General features: G+C 33.3%; 15 protein-coding genes and 2 pseudogenes. 12 read left to right on the top strand and 5 right to left on the bottom strand.

Features of this window, described 5'->3' with window-relative positions; genetic code table 11:
* The first annotated feature begins 142 nt into the window (after positions 1–142).
* The 4 genes from IGL80_RS11670 (at position 143) to IGL80_RS11655 (ending at position 5,739) form a co-directional block, all read left to right on the top strand.
* Positions 143–415: a DUF3892 domain-containing protein gene (locus IGL80_RS11670; protein ID WP_002358664.1), complete on the top strand. Its 273-nt coding sequence runs from the start codon at positions 143–145 to the stop codon at positions 413–415.
* A 1,068-nt stretch (positions 416–1,483) separates the two neighbouring features.
* Positions 1,484–2,299: a PRD domain-containing protein gene (locus tag IGL80_RS11665; protein ID WP_002404695.1), complete on the top strand. Its 816-nt coding sequence runs from the start codon at positions 1,484–1,486 to the stop codon at positions 2,297–2,299.
* A gap of 86 nt (positions 2,300–2,385) precedes the next feature.
* Complete coding sequence (locus tag IGL80_RS11660) at positions 2,386–4,257, top strand: beta-glucoside-specific PTS transporter subunit IIABC (protein WP_002358667.1); 1,872 nt, start codon at positions 2,386–2,388, stop codon at positions 4,255–4,257.
* Between the two features lie 21 nt (positions 4,258–4,278).
* The gene (locus IGL80_RS11655) at positions 4,279–5,739 is read left to right on the top strand and encodes a glycoside hydrolase family 1 protein (protein WP_002358669.1); all 1,461 of its coding nucleotides are present in this window, start codon (positions 4,279–4,281) and stop codon (positions 5,737–5,739) included.
* Between the two features lie 201 nt (positions 5,740–5,940).
* Here the strand turns inward: IGL80_RS11655 and IGL80_RS11650 are convergent.
* Positions 5,941–6,264 (bottom strand): annotated as a pseudogene (locus IGL80_RS11650) (DUF3955 domain-containing protein); the annotation flags it as partial.
* Positions 6,265–6,655: 391 nt separating this feature from the next.
* Here IGL80_RS11650 and IGL80_RS11645 point away from each other — a divergent pair.
* Positions 6,656–8,524 carry a MucBP domain-containing protein gene (locus IGL80_RS11645; protein ID WP_002404697.1) on the top strand — a complete coding sequence of 623 codons (1,869 nt, stop codon included), beginning with the start codon at positions 6,656–6,658 and terminating at the stop codon, positions 8,522–8,524.
* Between the two features lie 187 nt (positions 8,525–8,711).
* On the opposite strand, the gene IGL80_RS11640 is transcribed toward IGL80_RS11645, so the two are convergent.
* Positions 8,712–9,581 carry a helix-turn-helix domain-containing protein gene (locus tag IGL80_RS11640; protein ID WP_002382837.1) on the bottom strand — a complete coding sequence of 290 codons (870 nt, stop codon included), beginning with the start codon at positions 9,579–9,581 and terminating at the stop codon, positions 8,712–8,714.
* An 89-nt stretch (positions 9,582–9,670) separates the two neighbouring features.
* Here IGL80_RS11640 and IGL80_RS11635 point away from each other — a divergent pair, with 89 nt between their 5' ends.
* Positions 9,671–10,570, top strand: coding sequence for an MFS transporter (locus IGL80_RS11635; RefSeq protein WP_002397635.1), 900 nt, complete (start codon positions 9,671–9,673; stop codon positions 10,568–10,570).
* A gap of 77 nt (positions 10,571–10,647) precedes the next feature.
* On the top strand, positions 10,648–10,908 hold the full coding sequence (locus tag IGL80_RS11630) for a hypothetical protein (protein ID WP_002397633.1): 261 nt from the start codon (positions 10,648–10,650) through the stop codon (positions 10,906–10,908).
* A 222-nt stretch (positions 10,909–11,130) separates the two neighbouring features.
* Here the strand turns inward: IGL80_RS11630 and IGL80_RS11625 are convergent, their stop codons facing one another.
* Positions 11,131–11,949, bottom strand: a complete 819-nt coding sequence (locus IGL80_RS11625; RefSeq protein ID WP_002358531.1) for a MurR/RpiR family transcriptional regulator — start codon at positions 11,947–11,949, stop codon at positions 11,131–11,133.
* Between the two features lie 155 nt (positions 11,950–12,104).
* Here IGL80_RS11625 and IGL80_RS11620 point away from each other — a divergent pair, with 155 nt between their 5' ends.
* From IGL80_RS11620 to IGL80_RS11610, 3 genes are read left to right on the top strand one after another with little or no spacing between them, the layout of a single operon-like run.
* Entirely contained in the window at positions 12,105–12,812 is a 708-nt protein-coding gene (locus IGL80_RS11620) for an N-acetylmannosamine-6-phosphate 2-epimerase (RefSeq protein ID WP_002358533.1), read from the top strand.
* Positions 12,805–14,307: a PTS transporter subunit EIIC gene (locus IGL80_RS11615; protein ID WP_002382840.1), complete on the top strand. Its 1,503-nt coding sequence runs from the start codon at positions 12,805–12,807 to the stop codon at positions 14,305–14,307. Before IGL80_RS11620 ends, IGL80_RS11615 begins: the two co-directional genes overlap by 8 nt.
* A 10-nt stretch (positions 14,308–14,317) precedes the next feature.
* Positions 14,318–14,800 carry a PTS sugar transporter subunit IIA gene (locus IGL80_RS11610; RefSeq protein ID WP_002397631.1) on the top strand — a complete coding sequence of 161 codons (483 nt, stop codon included), beginning with the start codon at positions 14,318–14,320 and terminating at the stop codon, positions 14,798–14,800.
* A 298-nt stretch (positions 14,801–15,098) separates the two neighbouring features.
* On the opposite strand, the gene IGL80_RS11605 is transcribed toward IGL80_RS11610, so the two are convergent.
* Together IGL80_RS11605 and IGL80_RS11600 are read right to left on the bottom strand one after the other, a co-directional pair.
* Positions 15,099–15,779: an IS6-like element IS1216 family transposase gene (locus tag IGL80_RS11605; RefSeq protein WP_010713561.1), complete on the bottom strand. Its 681-nt coding sequence runs from the start codon at positions 15,777–15,779 to the stop codon at positions 15,099–15,101.
* 42 nt (positions 15,780–15,821) lie between these two features.
* Positions 15,822–15,944 (bottom strand): annotated as a pseudogene (locus IGL80_RS11600) (acyltransferase family protein); the annotation flags it as partial.
* 236 nt (positions 15,945–16,180) lie between these two features.
* On the opposite strand from IGL80_RS11600, the gene IGL80_RS11595 reads away from it, so the two are divergent.
* A complete protein-coding gene (locus IGL80_RS11595; protein ID WP_002358670.1) occupies positions 16,181–17,134 on the top strand; it encodes an ABC transporter ATP-binding protein in 954 nt (317 codons plus the stop codon).
* Positions 17,135–18,652 carry an ABC transporter permease/substrate-binding protein gene (locus tag IGL80_RS11590; protein ID WP_002355507.1) on the top strand — a complete coding sequence of 506 codons (1,518 nt, stop codon included), beginning with the start codon at positions 17,135–17,137 and terminating at the stop codon, positions 18,650–18,652.
* The last annotated feature ends 121 nt before the right edge of the window (positions 18,653–18,773 follow it).

The following is an 18,773-nucleotide window of genomic DNA, read 5'->3' as shown; positions in this document are numbered from 1 at the left end:
ACTCTATTCTACAGAAGGGACTTCCTTTTTTCTATTTACACAAAATATTTTACACTCTCTTAAAATATCCACATTTTTAAACTTTGTTATTTCAATTATGTAGTGTATTATTGATATATAAAACAGGAGGGAATGTTGTATAATGGCCAGAGCTACAAGAATTAGGATGAATGATTCAAAAGGTTTTTCAAATGATGTTACAGAAATTAAAGATATTTATTTGACTGGTGTCAAAAAACCCGCATATTACTCAAAAGAATCAATTTATGATTTTATAAAAGGCGGAAATACTGTTGATGTTAACATTCCTCCATATCCTAAATTAATCCTTGCAATGAGAAATGGACAGCGATATGTTCGATCTGAACCGAATGATACACCAAATGATAATTTGCTAAAATTGCCTAGAGATTAATTTTCATGACTACGGTTAATCACGTAGTCTTTTTTCATTTTAATGATTAATAGTACTAACCTAAGAAGATTTAAATACCTTTAAAAAGCAGAAACATTAGTGGGATGCCATTTATTCAAACAATAAATAATTTGAGTGCTAATATTTTTAAAGATTCTATTATAAAATATGAGATAGCTTAATTATAATAATTTAGTTTACATAAGAGCGCTTAGCCTAAGTAGTAGTTATACCCAGCGATAGAAGTGCTTGATTTGTGAAAAGGCGTTGGTATAATTAGTAGCCTTAGTTGTAGCAACACTTTTGGTCTTTAATATATTGCGAAATAGAATCAATTAAATATCAAATGATTATATAATCATTTGATATTTAATTGATAATTATAGATAAGCGATATTTATTAACCAAAGGAGTTTTCTATGAATAGAAATAAAAATCTTTTCATTTATATAGGTATAATTTTTCTACTTGGAATTTTTGGTATCATATTATTCAGAGGGACTATGTTTTCTTATCAGAAAAATGTAAGTAATTTTTCTGTAATTCATCCAAATTCTATAAATAATTTGCGTGAAGGAAGCATTATTTATATTGGTAGAAAAACTTGCCCTACTTGTGTTTCGTTTGTCCCTAAATTAACTGATACCATAGGGAAAAAAAGAATATGGCTCCTATACTAGAAATACGGACAGATTGTTCGCTATAATCTAGTAAAGGAGCCCCTGAGACATATCTAAATAAACGGTAGGAACAGACGATTTCCCATGCTTCGAGGATCGGAGTTAAACACTTCTGTCCAATCCTCACTAATCGTATACTGTCCAAAACATTTAGGTAAATACAGGTTGAATGTACTATGTTGTACCCAATATTTCCTTGTAATAGGTGGAATGTAAGGGTTGACATTTAAAAATTTATATAGTAACATGGGTTCACAGATGCAGGAGTGTTACTGATCCATAGTCAGGCACCACCAAGTTAAAAAACGAAGTGATTCTTAAGTTATTCATGAAAGAAGCTTGGTTTTAGGATTTGGTGTTTTTTTTTGTCTTTCAGGAGGTGAGAATAATGATCGTAGTAAAAACACTGAATAATAATATTGTTTTAGTTCAAGATCAAATGGGAAATGAAAAAGTTTTATTTGGTACAGGAATAGGGTTTAAAAAGAGACAAGGGGATTCAATCGATGAAAGTTTAATTAGCAAGATTTTTACTCCGAATGCAGAGGAACAAACGGATCATAAAATTGACAATTTTCAACCTGAAATTCTAAGCGTTTCTGCTAGAATTATTGAATCAGGTGAACTAATTCTAAATCAAAAATTCGGTACAGGCCTACTATTTTCTTTAGCAGATCACCTGACATTTTCAATATATTCTATCCAAGAAAATGATAATCCTATCAAGTGGGAAGTTCCTCATTTATACTATAAGGAATATCAAATAGGTAAAAAAGCATTGGAAATTGTTCAAAACGAAATGGGCGTAACCTTACTGCCAGAAGAAGCTTCTTTTATTGCTCTGCATTTTGTCAATGCACAAATCGATCAGCCAAATATGGTCGATACCTTACAAATTACTGAGGTTATCAAAAAAATTGTTAAAAGTGTGCAGACAATCTTTGACACTATTCTGGATAAAACGACTGCCGATTATTCACGATTTATTACTCATATTCGTTATTTCATTATTCGACAAAAAAATAGTCAAGAATCTTTAAAAATGGATAAACAGATTAGAGAACTTATTCAAGAAAGGTATATGAAAAGTTATGCTTGCGGACTGATTATTAAAGAGATGCTAGAGAGGGACTATCAGTGGAAAATCTCAGAAGATGAATTGGTTTACTTAGTGATTCATATTGAAAGAATTACAACAAAATAACATAAAGGTGTGTTATCTGAACAGAGCATAAGCCTAAACGGAATTTTTTCGTTTGGGCTTTTTCTCGTTCTTAGGAGGGAAAGAATATGGAAAATCAACTGTTAGCGCAACAAATAATTACTCTCATAGGTGGGAGCGAAAATATTTCTCAAAATTGGCATTGTATTACACGTTTGAGATTTAATCTGTTGGATGATGCAAAGGTTAACATGAAAGAAATTAATCAATTAAATGGGGTGATAGGCAGTCAGTTTAGTGGAGGTCAATATCAAATAATCATCGGTGCTAAAGTAGCAGAGGTCTTTCAGGAAATTGATAAGCAATTAGCGAACTCAAATAAAGAAAAGACAACGGATAACAAGAAAAAAATGAATGTCTTAGATACTATTTTTGATGTCATTAGCGGTATTTTTACCCCTTTAATGCCCGCAATTATTGGTTCTGGTTTAATTAAAGGGTTGATGGCTCTGTTTGTCGTTTTTGGCTGGTTGTCTGTGGAAAGTTCATCATATGCAGTATTAAATGTATTATCTGATGGAGTCTTTTATTTCTTGCCATTTTTAGTAGCTATGACTGCAGCGCGTAAATTTAAGACCAAAGAATCATTAGCAGTGGCTTTAGCGGGAATGTTAATGTATCCAACATTAGTAAATGGTGCAGCAGATGGTACAAGCCCACTATCAATGTTTGGACTATCGATTCCATTAAATAACTATTCTTCTACTGTACTGCCTATTATTTTAGGTGTTTTGTTATTGAGCGTTGTGAATAAATGGATGGATAAAATTGTTCCTAAAACGGTTAATATTGTATTTAGTCCAATGTTATCGTTATTGATTACAGCACCGATTTTATTAGCATTCGTTGCTCCGCTAGGTAATTTTTTAGGTAAATATTTGGAACAAATCTTTACAACTTTATTTAATGTCACAGGACCGTTAGCAGGACTGTTAATGGGAGGACTAATGCCTCTAATTGTTTTGACAGGAATGCACTATGCTTTTTTCCCTGGAACATTTGCCAGTCTTCAAAAGTTTGGGTATGACATTATGTTGCTACCGATGAATTTGGTCGCCAATAGTGCACAAGCTGGGGCTGTTTTAGGGGTCTCTCTCAAATCAAAAAGGGCAGAAACCAAGTCTTTGGCATTTTCAACGTTTATTCCAGCAGTCTTTGGCATTACTGAACCTGCAATTTATGGAGTTACTTTACGCTTGAAAAAACCTTTCTATGCTTCTTTAATTGGAGGCGGGGTCGGCGGAACAATTTTTGGTTTTTTAGCTGTAAAAGCAACCGCATTTTCAATTCCTGGTATTACAGCATTACCAACCTATATTATGAAAAACTCCAATAATTTTATTTATGCTGTGATCGGTTACATTGCAAGTTTTGTTGTTTCTTTCGTTTTGACTATGCTTTGGGGATTTGAAGAAGATGAAAAGGAGGAAACAACGGATAAAAAGACATCTAGTCTAAAGTCAATTCCACAAGAATCGAACCAACCTATTGAGATTTTTTCGCCTATGAAAGGGAGTTTAATTCCTTTAGAAGCTGTTTCTGATGAGACTTTTTCTAGTGGAATGATGGGAAAAGGGGTAGCAATTAAACCATTAGGGGATACGATCTATGCTCCTTTTGATGGTGAGATCACCATGACCACTCCAACAAATCATGCGATCGGGTTGCGTTCGGTTAAGGGGGCGGAAGTGTTGATTCATGTAGGGATCGATACGGTAAATTTACAAGGAAAATATTTTGAGCGATTTGTTTCAGAGGGAGAAACGATAAACAAAGGGCAACCTTTGCTTAGGTACAACCTGAAAGAAATTGTTGATAAAGGGTACGATGAAACAACAATGGTTATTGTCACTAATAGTGCAGAATTTCTAGATATTATTATTACAGGCGATGAAAATGTAGAATCAAAAACATCAAGATTAATGATGTGTATTCAATAAATAAAAAAGGAGAAATAAAGTATGAACGCAAATCAAGGATTTAAAAAGGGATTTTTATGGGGCGGCGCTACAGCGGCCAATCAAATTGAAGGAGCCTATTTAGAGGGAGGAAAAGGATTGTCTACTTCCGACTTTGCAGCATATAAAGATCCTTATGCTTCTGGGACGGTGAACAATTTTACGTTTAATGTTACGTCAAGTGAATTAGAAGAGTATACAAAGCATTCTGAGAAGTATCTATTTCCAAAACGTTGGGGGATTGATTTTTATCACCATTATAAAGAAGATATTGCGTTGTTTGCTGAGATGGGGTTTAAGTGTTTCAGACTATCGATTTCATGGGCGCGAATTTTTCCTACTGGTTTAGAAAATGAACCGAATGAAGAAGGATTAGCATTTTATGATGCGGTCTTTGATGAGTGCGCTAAGTATGGTATCGAACCTCTAGTAACAATGTCTCACTATGAAATGCCAATTGAGTTAACCAAAAAATATAATGGCTGGATTAGCCGAGAACTGGTCTCTTTATTTGAAAAATATGCAAAAGTTATTTTAGAAAGATACAAAAACAAAGTCCGTTATTGGATTACATTTAATGAAATGAATATGAATTTAAACAGTTTATACACTGGAGCTGGAGTTCTGGAAGATTTGGTGGAAAATTCGTTAGAAGCTGCTTACCAAGCATCTCATCATCAGTTTTTGGCTAGTGCATTAGCTGTAAAAGCGGCGAAAGCAATTGTCCCTAATGTTGAAATTGGCTGTATGATCAATCAAATCGAAGCATATGCTCATACGACGAAGCCAGAAGATCAGTTACAGGCAGTAAAATCTAATCAACTGAATATGTTCTATCCAGATGTTCAAGCGCGTGGCTATTATCCAAGTTATATTTACAGTTATTTTGCTGAAAATAATTTGACAATTGATATTGAACCAGAAGATGCTGAAATTTTAAAAAACGGTACAGTAGACTTTGTTGCGATCAGTTACTATATGTCTCACGTGGCTGAAGCAAGAGAGGATGCATCTAAGTTAGCGGGAACATTTGACAGTCCAATTAAAAATGAGTATTTAGAGTTATCACAGTGGGATTGGCCAATCGATCCAATTGGGTTGAGAATTTCTTTAATTAAGTTGTATGATCGTTTTCAAAAACCATTATTTGTATGTGAAAATGGATTGGGAGCAAAGGATGTATTAACCGAAGATAAGAAGATTCATGATGATTATCGAATTGACTACATGAGTAAGCATGTTCAGCAAATGCGTGAAGCAGTGAAAGAAGGCGTTGATTTGATGGGGTATACTCCTTGGGGGTGCATTGACTTAATTAGTTGTGGGACATCGCAAATGTCAAAACGATATGGGTTTATTTATGTCGATCAAGATGACACAGGAAAAGGCAGTTTAGAGCGTTATCGCAAAGATTCATTCTACTGGTATAAAGAAGTGATTGCTTCTAACGGAGAAAAAGTATAAGTCCTGAAAAGTAGCAAGAAGAAAAAGAAAAATGACTTTGAAAAAATATAGGTAGGAAAATTTTTTATCTCATACGTAAAGCGATTGGGACAAACATCCATGAGAGCGATCGATCTCATGAGTGTTTGTCCCAAATCCTTTTTGCCTATGTTTTTGATAGAAAAAATTCGATTAGATCAAACGTTTTTTCCGCTCTTTTATTTATTTTGTTTGCTCTGCCTTTATCCGAACAAGCTCTATGATAAATCTAATCCCTGTGACTAAAAAGACAATCATTCCCGCAAAAAGGAAAAGAAATCCAATCGGTAAAAGGTAAAAATTTTCGTGTAAAATGCCAGCTGCATCAACATATTCTACTGAATTCATTTTGATGAAAAAACAGGCAAAACCAAAAAATAGTAGAAAACTCCCAATCAATGTGGTAATCATATTTAGTTTTGCTCGTCTTGTCTTACTGCCATCCTGGATTAACTTTTCAGTCATATTATTCACATTACTTCCTCCTAAAATCAATTCATCAAGCGAAGTGCGTCTTCTTTTTGTTAATGGATAAACGTATGATCTAATTTATATTCATTGATCCACCCCGTTCTCTCATTTTTCACTTTTAACAGCTATTTAGAATTTCTTTCGACTTTTTTGTTCGGAGTATTGACATAGGAGCCATTTGCCATTTAACAACAAATTATTTTGCCACTTAAAAAGAAAAGTGACAGATGCATTTTCAACTAAAAACAATTGAGGTCAGAAACTTAAAAGTTTTTGACTTTTTCTTTATATATTTAGAACAATCTTTTGTAAATTATGGGTATACTTTAATTTAGGGGATAATAGTGATATTCAAATAAATTACTACTATCTTAAAGTTATTATGTCTATTGCTCTTTATGTTGTTTTTTAAGGTAGTTTTTATAATTTGAAAAAATTTCTTAATTTGTGTATATTCTATGTAATTAGGGTTAAAAACAAAATAAAATATAATTTCAAGGAGGAAGAAATGATAAAAAAAATACTTTTCGGAGTAGTATGTATTTTTGCGTTTGGGGGAATGGCAATCACTGCATTTGCAGATGATACTCTGCCTATCTATGGTTCACGTATTTGGTTTGATTTAAATGGCAATGGAATACAAGACCAAAATGAACCGTCAGCACCTGCTATTCATTTTGATAAACTAGCCTTTACAAATAAGGATTTGACGGTAGGATTTGATTATCCAGGAAATAATCATTTGAATGCTGGATCTACTACAACCCCTATTAATTCTGCTACAGCTGTTATTGAGCCTAAGTCAGCATGGGTAAAGCAGAATTTAAATAAAGATTGGTCGGAAATAACAGATAAAGCTATGGAAACAGATGATTGGACGGAGTACGAAAGTGTTTCAAAGCAATTTTCTGATGCTAATCCGCTTATGGATAATGCAGAAGTACCATACAGAACAGGTTTTGGGAACCTAAATTTAGCTAACTGGATTGCTCAAAATGTACCCGAAGATAGCTCATACATTAATTACATTTACATTAATCCTAGTCAACTACCAAAATGGTTAACTATTACTGAATCCAATAAAGCAAGTATTGTTAATAGTTCACAATTTTCAGCAGATGGTTTCTATTACTTTGATAATAAAGCTCCTCTCCAAACAGTCAGTGGTTACTACAATTTAGATGGAACATTTACTGAAAGTAATGATACTCAAAATCCGTATGTTCACAGTTATGCAATAGCAAATCTAGGATTAATTCCTCATGCTTCTATAAAACTTGATATGACAACAGAACAAAAAATAAGTAATCCAAATAAAGAAATTACTGTAACCTACACAGTTAAAAATGACGGTACGAGTGATCTTGAAAACATAACTTTATCCGATATCGATTTTCCAGCATTTAATTTGAAAAGTGGAGAAGAAAAGACTTTTAGTGTGGCACAAATACCTAATCAGCAAGGAATTATAAATACAACTGTGCAAGGAGATCTTAATTATTACTATGATCAAGTTTACTTAAACCCCGATACAGGAGAGACTTCAACCACTCCACAAAAACCCATGCATCTATTGACAGTTACTGATGATAAACAGGTAACGGTGACTTACCCGACTACAAAACAGTCAACAATAACAATTCGTTATATGGATGAAGAGGGAAATCAATTAATTGATCCTATTACTAAGACAGATATTGTAGGTAAGGAGTATTCTACTGAGCAAAAAACATTTGACGGTTATCAATTTGAAAAGTTAACAGGAAATGCTTCTGGTGTATTTACAGAGAGTGATCAAGAGATCGTTTATGTATATAAGAAAATTGTAACTCCTCCTGTAAAACAATCAACGATAACAGTTCGTTATATGGATGAAGAGGGAAATCAATTAATTGATCCTATTACTAAGACAGACATTGTAGGTAAGGAGTATTCTACTGAGCAAAAAACATTTGACGGTTATCAATTTGAAAAGTTAACGGGAAATGCTTCTGGTGTATTTACAGAGAATGATCAAGAGATAGTTTACGTATATAAAAAAATTGATGTGTTAAAAGAAGAGAATAAAGCTCAAATTAACAAAACATCGAATACTGAATTTAAAGAAGAAAATAAGGTAAATGATAGCGTTAAAATGGACAATACTTCTACAGGAAAAAAGATTGATAAATCTTTGCCTAGAACAGGATTTAATAATAATTTAGTATTAAATACATTGGGTTCGGCTTTGCTTGTAGTTAGTTTTGTTGGTTTTACTGTTGTATTTGTTATTAAAAGGCTAAAGCAAGACAAATAAGGGATTAATAATTTTTTTAATTACAAACAACGTAATAGTACCCCAAGTATTAGATACCATGTCTAATTATTTGGGGTATTTTTTTACGACTATACAAAAAAATCCAATACTAATTCTAGAACATTGAATATCAAGGTAGTGCTATACTCTTCAAAAAATTCGATTTTTTAAATTAGTTCTTATCTACTTAATTGACAATAGAGGTATGATTTTTAAAAAAAATTTCTAGTTCTGTTGCGTATTGGGACAAACCAGTAAGTGTTAAAACTTTGTAGATAGCTGTTAATTCTTCCATAGGAATCTGCTTATTTTGTCTGGCTAATAGCAATAAAGTAAAGTAGTGACCAAGAGTTTTTTGAAAAAAATTCTCTGGAAAAGAGGTTTCTCTATTGATGAATTCAAGATAGTTAGAAGCTAATTTATCTTGATTTGATTCAATACATATACTAATAAAGTTTAAGAGAATTGTTAAAATAATACATCGATTAGAAAGCGTATAAGAAGTAAGTTCTTTTTTTAAGATACTGTTAATGAATAATTGATTACTTTCAATAGTATAAACTCGGAGTGCATTTCCATAAACAGATAATTTTAATTTATTCCAAGTTGGTAGCGTGAATAAATAGTTTTGTAATAATTGTTTAGTATCAGGAGGCATAGAAATTAAACTATCGGAGAGCCCAGCAATTGATAAATCGAGGAGTGCTAAAAGTAATGCTTTTTGTTTTTTTGACATCACTTGATTATGATCAACCGATTTTTTTAAGCGGTGTAATTTAGGTATATCTTGTTTTAAGTGAGCCTCACTCCATGCTAAATGAATTAATTGTTCATAAGAGATGTCTGTGGCACCTTTTTTTTCAAGTGAAATAAAAAAATCTATTACATCGATTTTGTTTTGTTTCAAAATAGATAGTAAATCCTCAGCTGCAATCTTATGATACCCCTTTTCAACCTTGGCATAATAGGAAGTTGAAAGAATGGGTTGGCACATTTCACTTTGTGTTAGGCCCCGATTTTTTCGTTCGATTTTCAGTTGTTTTCCAATAGTGTTCATAAAGTTCCTCCTTTTTAGTCAAATACGACAATTTCCCTGTTGTTTTTTCCTTTTTTCTTATAATAACTGCTAGGAGGGGGAGAAATCAAATGAATGTTTTCAGAAAAAATAAAATTTTTCGTCAACTCTCGTTGGCAAATGTTTTATCTATTGCAGGAGATTCGTTATTTTATTTGGCACTAGTTACGTACGCTAGTCAGTTAAAACAATATTCTCTAATTATTTCAATTATTGCTTTATTAGAAACACTACCTAATTTACTAGAAAGTCTTTCAGGTTACTTTTCAGATCAGACAAAGTATCGTTTTCAATGGCTTATAGTGAGTGGGTTTATTCGTGGGATACTATATTGTTTTGTAGGTATTTTGTTTGCCAGTTCATGGCAAGCATGGCTTATTATCTGTGTGACAATTAGTATTAATTTTGTGTCTGATTGTTTTGGAACATTCAGCAACAGTTTAAGAATTCCGATTATTCGTAGAATTTGTACAAATGACGAGTTAGAGGAAGCGTTGGGCTTAACTAACAGTTTTGGTCAAATCATTCGTTTTATTGCACAATTTTTAGGGGCGGCACTGCTAGCACTTGTTTCATACTCTGGACTAGCGTATCTTAATGCAATAAGTTTTTTCTTAGTCAGTGTGATTTTTTTGTTTATTCAAAAATCTATGGATACCTCTTCTGTTGCAACAAATGAAGAAGATGGCGCAAGGAAGAAAATAGAAAGACAATCGTATTGGCATTCTTTGAAAAAGGCAATCAATCAAATCAGATATCAACCCAAGCTATTTCAAATGGTTTTTCAAGTGGGAATTATCAATGGCTTATTGGCTGCATTTTTACCGTTATTACAAATCATATTCGTAGAAAAAACAAAAATGATCATTGGTAACTATAGCTTTACCGTTGCGTTAACTGGAGCAGTACTAACACTTTCTTTAGCCATGGGAGTCTGTTTGGAGTACCTTTATTTAAAAAAGTTCAGTTAGCTACTGTTGTTTTATGCTTGAATCTTTTTATTATCATTTTTCTAATTAGTTGTTTTTATGAGAATTTTGTTGTTATTTTGAGTGGATTGGCCATTATTGGCTTTTTGGTTGGTGTAAGTACGCCCAAATTGTCTGGCTGGTTAATGACTTCTGTAGATTCCCAACAATTAGCTATTTCTGTTGGGTTAATTAATTCTATCTTGGTGATGATGGCGCCATTGGTTATGAGTATTTTTTCTTTGATTTCTAGTTTTCATAGAATACAGGCTTTGATTATTTATTTATTGTTATTAAGTGGTGGTTGTTTAATGCTATCTTATATAACTAACAGAAAATGAACTTTCTCGGCTAACCGTATACAAAATAAAAAAACGATTCGTTTTTATGTCCATATACCCCCTATTATTAAGACAAATAGTATAGTGAGCTTATTATATTGTAGGATATCTATCAAAATAATTTGAGGAATAATGCTAAATAAATAGAGGCAACAAGATACATATTACATATTGTTTATGTAGTATAATCTTGTTGCTTTTTTAATAACTAATTCTAAATTATCACTCAATTCTTTTATCAATAATTGAACGTAAGACTTTTTCTCTTAAATCCAATGAATTAATCTTGTTATTTTGTTCATATTCATGTACTAACAGATCACAAATATAAAGTTGTGAAATTTTTCCAGCTAAAGAACCACCATTTAAAAATTCTTCGATTGCTGTTTGTAAAACTAAATCTGCAGATTTTCCTATCGGTGAATGAATATAATTCGTTATAGCAAGTATTTTTGCTCCATTATTTTTTGCAATTTTTAATGAGTCATAAGTATCTTTTGTTTTTCCAGATAAAGAAAAGATAATAACTAAATCTCTATCTGTTAACAAAGAAGCAACTTGAGCTTGATAATGAGGATCTAATACAGCTTTAGCTTGTATTCCTACCCTCAAAAACATACTTTCCAAATCAAGACTAGTATTTCCACTAGATCCTACACCAAAAATATATAGGCTGCTTGCTTGATTAATAAGTTGGATTGCTTTTGTTAATTTTTCTTCATTAATTAAACAAGAAGTAGACTGAAGTACTTCAATCAAACTTTTAGCAACTTCATCGTGGTATTTACCACTAGATGGTTGTTCTTTTTTTTTGCTAAAATCTTCTTTAGCAATTTCAATTTTTAGATCAGAAAAACCAGAAAATCCAAGTTTTTGACAAAAGCGAATGATTGTTGCATCGCCAACATTCGCTTTTGTTTTAATATCATTCATAGTACTGTAAATAATAGATTCTCCAGAGTTAAGAATAAAATCAGCAACTTTTCGTTCAGATTTTGTTAATAAGGGATAATGTTCATTAATTAAATAAATGTAATTCATAAAATCTCCTCTAGAATGTAATTTTTGTTTATTATACACTATAAAAATTAAAAAACTCCAAAATTCTCCATTTTTCTTGACAACAATGTAAGCGGATGCTAAACTTTTTTTGGAGTAAAAATCCTAAAAAATATAAAAGTGGAGGTTTGTGGAGTTTGAACAAAGCAAAATTCTTAGAAGTAATTTCAGGCGGTTTAATTGTTTCGTGTCAGGCGCTACCTGGTGAACCATTTTATACAGAGGAAGGAGGTTTAATGCCATATTTTGCATTAGCAGCTAAAAATGCTGGAGCTGTTGGTATACGTGCAAATTCTGTTCGAGATATTAAGGAAATCAAAGAGAAAGTTTCTTTACCGATTATTGGCATAATAAAAAGAGATTATCCTCCTGAAGAGCCATTTATTACAGCAACTATGAGAGAAGTAGATGAATTAGTTGCAATTGGTGTGGAGGTAATTGCTTTGGACTGTACTTTACGTAAACGTCATGACGGATTATCTATTAATACTTTTATAGAAAAAGTAAAGAAAAAGTATCCTCAACAACTATTAATGGCTGATATTTCTACTTTTGAGGAAGGAAAGAATGCTTATCAAGCTGGTGTGGATTTTGTTGGTACAACCTTAAGTGGCTATACAAAGGAGAGCAAAAAACAAAATGGCCCAGATATGAAATTAATTAAACAATTAGTACAAGAAAATATTTGTGTTATTGCTGAAGGGAAAATTCATACACCTGAACAAGCAAGACAAATTAAAAAGCTGGGTGTTGCAGGAATTGTCGTTGGTGGTGCAATTACACGACCACAAGAAATTGCTAAAAGATTTGTCGATGCATTGAATAAGGAGGAAAAAGATGTTTAAGAAGTTTTCACAATTAGGTCGCGCATTTATGTTACCGATTGCAATCTTACCAGTAGCAGGTTTACTTTTAGGCCTTGGTGGTGCTTTAACAAATGAAAGTGCAATGAATGCGTATCCAATTTTAGAACAGCCATGGATCCATACAGTATTAAGTATTATGAGTTATGCAGGAAATGCTGTCTTTACTAATTTAGCATTGATTTTTGCTATAGGTATTGCTGTAGGGTTAGCAAACGGGGATAAAGGAACAGCAGGTCTAGCCGGTGGAGTATCTTACTTAGTGTATACAGCAACGATCAGCGGCTTTCTTGCGTTATTTTCTGCTAAAGATGCAACTCTTGATACTGGTGTTGTTGGATCTATTATAATTGGCGGAACTGTTGCATTTCTACACAATCGATATCGGAAAATTGAACTACCGCAATTTTTGGGCTTTTTTGGCGGATCGCGTTTTATTCCAATCATTTCTAGTTTAGCGGCAATTATTATCGGTTCTTTCTTTTATTTAATTTGGCCACCAATTCAAAATGGATTAGCAGTAGTTGGAGAACATATTGCACAAATGGGAAGTCTAGGTACTTTTTTGTATGGATTTTTACTTCGTTTGACTGGCGCAGTAGGATTACATCATACTATTTATCCACTTTTTTGGTATACGTCTTTAGGAGGTACAGAAAGTGTAGCTGGAGTTACTGTTTCTGGTGCACAAAATATTTTCTTTGCGCAACTAGCTGATCCAAACCATACAGGACTATTTACTTATGGTACTCGTTTCTTTGCAGGTAGATTCGCGACAATGATGTTTGGTTTACCAGCAGCTTGTTATGCTATGTATCGTGCTATACCTAAACAAAATCGTAAAAAGAATGGTGGACTTTATTTTAGTGGTGGCTTGACTTCATTTTTAACAGGGATTACTGAACCAGTTGAATATATGTTTTTATTTGTAGCCCCATGGTTATATATAATTCATGCATTCTTAGATGGTCTATCTTTTTATTTTGCTGATATTTTAAATATCCGAGTAGGAAATTCATTTTCTGGTGGATTAATTGATTTCTTATTATTTGGTGTACTCCAAGGAAACGATAAGACAAATTGGCTGAAATTAATTCCTTTCGGAATTGCTTGGGCAATTGTTTATTTCTGCGTATTTACTTTCTTCATTAAGAAATTTAAAGTAGCTATTCCTGGAATGGGAGAAGAGTTGCCAACGACTGCTGAAAATAAATTAAATAAAAAAACATCATTAAATGATGAAGCTCAAATAATCATTAAAGCTCTTGGTAGTAAAACCAATATTGAATCCGTTGAAGCTTGTGCTACTCGTTTACGTGTAGCTGTTGTAGATGGCCGAATGGTTGACAAAGAAACTATTAAACAACTAGGTGCTACTGCTGTTTTTGAAGTGAATGGTGGTATTCAGGCAGTTTTTGGCGGTAAAGCTGATTTACTTAGTCAAGAAATTAATCAAATTTTAGAAATTGAGAATTAGGAGATATCTTATGTTTAATCTATTTAAAAATAAAAAACAAGAAGGAATTTCCATTACTGCTCCTTGTTCAGGGAGGATTATTCCTATTTCAGAAGTAAATGATCCAATATTTTCAAAAAAAGTACTTGGAGAAGGATTTGCAGTTGTTCCCGAAGGTAACAAAATATATGCTCCTTTGACTGGAGGAATTGAAGCTGTTTTTCCAACAAAGCATGCAATTAGTATAAAAAGCGATGCAGATATTGAGTATTTAATTCATATTGGTATAGATACAGTTGAATTGGAGGGTAAACCTTTTTCAATTTTTGTTAATGCAGGAGAGAAGGTTACTACCGAAACATTATTAGCCGAAGTTGATTTTGATCAAATTAAACAAGCAGGAAAAGATCCATCTGTCATAGTTGTTTTTACTAAACCTGAACAAGTTAATGAAGTCATCTTAAATAGTTATACAACTATATATGGTGATTCATGTGGTAAAATTATACTTTGACGTAGAGTTAAGTATGTTATCGGATTAAATTTAAATGAATAAAAGGTGATTATAGACTGTGAGTTATAGAATTTAAGTAAATTATATTAACAAAACACCCTACTATTATATAAATCAGTAGGGTGCTTTCTACTTATCGGAACTTTAGTATATTCAAAAATATTAACATAAGAAAATCTTTTTTTGATTTTCTTGTGTTAGAATATGCAATTTTAACTTTTACGATTTTGTGATAATTTTGAATGGTTCTGTTGCAAAGTTTTAAATAAAGAATAAAATCCCTTACGGTATCTATGATTTAAGCTGGGATTCCCAATAATACCTTGATTTCAGTACAGACCGAAAACCCGAAGAGAGTACCTTCTTTTCGGGTTTTCTTATATAATCCTCGAATGGCTTCCATGCCTTTAATCGTGGTAGAGGCAGTGCGTAAACTTCGATAGAATTTATTGCGTCTCTTTACTGGACGATGGTCTTGTTCAATCAAATTATTCAGGTATTTAATGGTACGATGTTCTGTCCCTTGATAAAAGCCGTATTCTTTTAGTTTCTTAAAGGCACTTGTAATAGAGGGGGCTTTATCTGTGACTACAACCTTCGGTTCATCAAACTGCTTCACTAACCGCTTAAGAAAAGCATAGGCTGCTTGTGTGTCCCGTTTTTTACGTAACCAAATATCCAAGGTTAAACCATCTGCATCGATGGCTCGATACAAATAATGCCATTTTCCTTTAATTTTGATGTACGTTTCATCCATTTTCCATGAATAAAAGGATTGTTTATTTTTCTTTTTCCAAATTTGATAGAGTAGTTTGCCATATTCTTGCACCCAACGATAAATCGTCGTATGAGAAACGTTAATGCCACGATCATATAAGATTTCTTGAACTTCACGATAGCTAAGGTTATAACGAAGATAGTAGCCCACGGCTACAATAATCACATCCTGCTGAAATTGCTTTCCTTTAAAATGATTCACCGTCATTCCTCCTGCTATCTTTTTCTATTATTCTACCTTATTTGATAGTAGATTTAAAACTTTGCAACAGAACCCTTCACGATCTAAAATATGCCCAAAAATCACTAAGAAAATTAAAAAAAGTTTCACGTTGTCCCATTTATAAATTCGCTTGTCGTTTTCCATAACGATCACTCCTTTTAGTAGAAAACAGTTCACTTTTGTTTAAGGCAGAAGAGGACAATTTTTCCATTCATTGAGTAGATAATTGTAGATACGAACCGGCAGCCGTTAAATGAGCCCCCACATACTTGCGCTTAAAACAAAAAATTAGGCAGGATGTTAGTCTTAAATTATACTGAAAGAGTGACGATCCTCCAAAGATTTTGTTTATTAAGAAGTGAAAGATGCGGTGAAAATAAATGATAAAATTTCAAAATGTTTCAAAAGTATATCAAGAAAATGCTGTTTTGTCCGATGTGAATTTAACAATCCAACAAGGCGAATTTTTTGTATTAGTAGGGCCGAGTGGTAGTGGAAAAACGACGACTTTGAAAATGATTAATCGGCTCATTGAGCCAACGACAGGTGAAGTGGCTCTCAATGAGCAAGCGGTAACCAACTACCCTTTACGTGAATTACGACTAAAAATTGGCTATGTTCTTCAGCAAATTGCCTTATTTCCTAACTTAACCGTGGCGGAAAATATTGAGTTGATTCCTGAAATGAAAAAATGGCCCAAAGAGCAACGCAGAGAGCGAACCATTGAACTATTGAAAAAAGTTCAGCTGGATCCTGAGGAATATCTGCATCGTAAGCCAGCAGCGCTTTCAGGAGGCGAACAACAACGTATCGGGATTTTACGCGCCATTGCAGCCGAACCAGAAGTGATTTTAATGGATGAACCTTTTAGCGCGCTAGATCCGATTTCAAGACATCATCTTCAACGTTTGGTGAAAGAACTTCATCAGGAATTAGCGAGTACCATTGTTTTTGTGACCCATGATATGAATGAAGCTTTACTGTTAGGAGAGCGCATCTGTATTATGGACGCTGGCAAAATTATTCAAGTCGATACGCCAGAAGCCATTCAAAAACATCCGAAAAATAATTTTGTCGGTCAATTTTTCAAACAATCTTCGCCAGAACTAGCGAACTATTGTGGCGCTGACTTGACTGCATTTTTAGAAGCCGCAGATGAGACGATTGAGCCAGTGCCGACTGTTTTCATGGAAACCAATTTAAAAGAGATTGTCCAACTCATTAATGCACAAGAGAAAGCAAATTTAGTAGAAAAACAACAAGTTTTAGGGTGTATCACCTCAAAAACGATTACTCGTTTTATGGAACAGCTGTTGGAAAGCGAGGAACAGTAGATGCAAGCACTGATTGAAACTTTTTTCGCTCGAAAAGAAGAATATCTGCAAGCGTTAATCGAGCATATGCAATTGTCCTTTATCTCGTTATTATTCGCTGCGTTGATTGCAATTCCTTTAGCCATTTATTTAACAAGTCATCGTAAGTTAGCGGAAAGTCTGTTACAAGTGACTGGGATTTTCCAAACCATCCCTTCTTTAGCCTTGCTAGGCTTACTGATTCCGTTAATTGGTATTGGTCGACCACCGGCAATTGTTGCGCTAGTGATTTATGCCTTATTCCCAATTTTACAAAACACCTATACTGGTTTGACGGAAATTGATCCTTCGTTAGAAGAAGCCGCAGAAGCATTTGGGATGAGTAAAAAAGAAAAACTGTTTAAGTTTGAGTTACAAATGGCATTACCATTTATTATTTCTGGGATTCGAACGGCTACCGTTTTAATTATTGGTACGGCCACGTTGGCGGCGTTAATTGGAGCAGGCGGTTTAGGGACCTTCATTTTATTAGGAATTGATCGAAATAATTTATCGTTGATTTTTATTGGAGCTCTTTCATCAGCTGCACTAGCAGTCTTATTTAATTATGGAATTCATTGGTTGGAAAAAGCGAATGGGCGGCGACTAATCATTGGTGGTACTATTTTAGGCCTTTTGTTAGGTGGTTCATTTTTCTGGAATCAACAAACTTCTTCAAAGGAAAAACAGCTGACAATTGCTGGCAAATTAGGAGCGGAACCAGATATTATTATTAATATGTATAAAGCCTTAATTGAAGAAAATAGCGACATTCAGGTGACGTTAAAGCCAAACTTTGGCAAGACTACTTTTTTATATAATGCCTTGAAATCAGATGAAATCGATCTTTATCCGGAATTTACAGGAACAGTGATCGAAACCTTTTTAAAAAATCCTCCTCAGCTAGACAATCAACCTCAAGTAGTCTATGAAGCGGCACGCGCTGGCTTGAAAAAACAAGAAAACCTTACTTTGTTGAAACCGATGCGCTATGAAAATACGTATGCCGTCGCAGTTAAACGCTCATTTGCAAAAGCGCATCAATTAAAAACGATTAGTGATTTACAGAAAATTAGCAATCAGTTGAAAGCAGGTTTTACGTTAGAATTTATTGATCGGCAAGATGGTTATAAGGGATTACAAGAAAAATATCATTTAAATCTGAATGTCCAATCGATGGAACCGGCGTTACGCTATCAAGCGATTAATAATGGTGAGGTAAATGTGATTGATGCTTATTCAACGGATAGTGAATTGAGACAATACGATTTAGTAACGTTAGAAGATGATCAAGCGCTATTTCCGCCTTATCAAGGAGCACCACTTATTAAAACAGCAACGTTGGAAAAATATCCAGAATTAGCAGAAATATTGAATAAATTGGCAGGAAAAATTAGCGAAGAAGAAATGAGTGAAATGAATTATCAAGTCAATGTGGAAGGGCAAGATCCTAGCATAGTGGCGAAAGACTATTTAAAAGAAAAGAATCTTCTTAAATAAGTATTTTTTACTGAAAAAGACTGGTATATAAACATTTATCCAGTCTTTTTCAGATAAATAAAGAGTTTAATGTGAAAAGTACCTGTATTTTTACTCATTTTTGGATATAATAAAAGAAATG

Origin of the sequence: Enterococcus sp. DIV2467a (genome assembly GCF_050532945.1) — a bacterium.
Lineage (GTDB): Bacteria > Bacillota > Bacilli > Lactobacillales > Enterococcaceae > Enterococcus > Enterococcus faecalis.
This window is presented reverse-complemented; position numbering and strand designations above follow the sequence as displayed.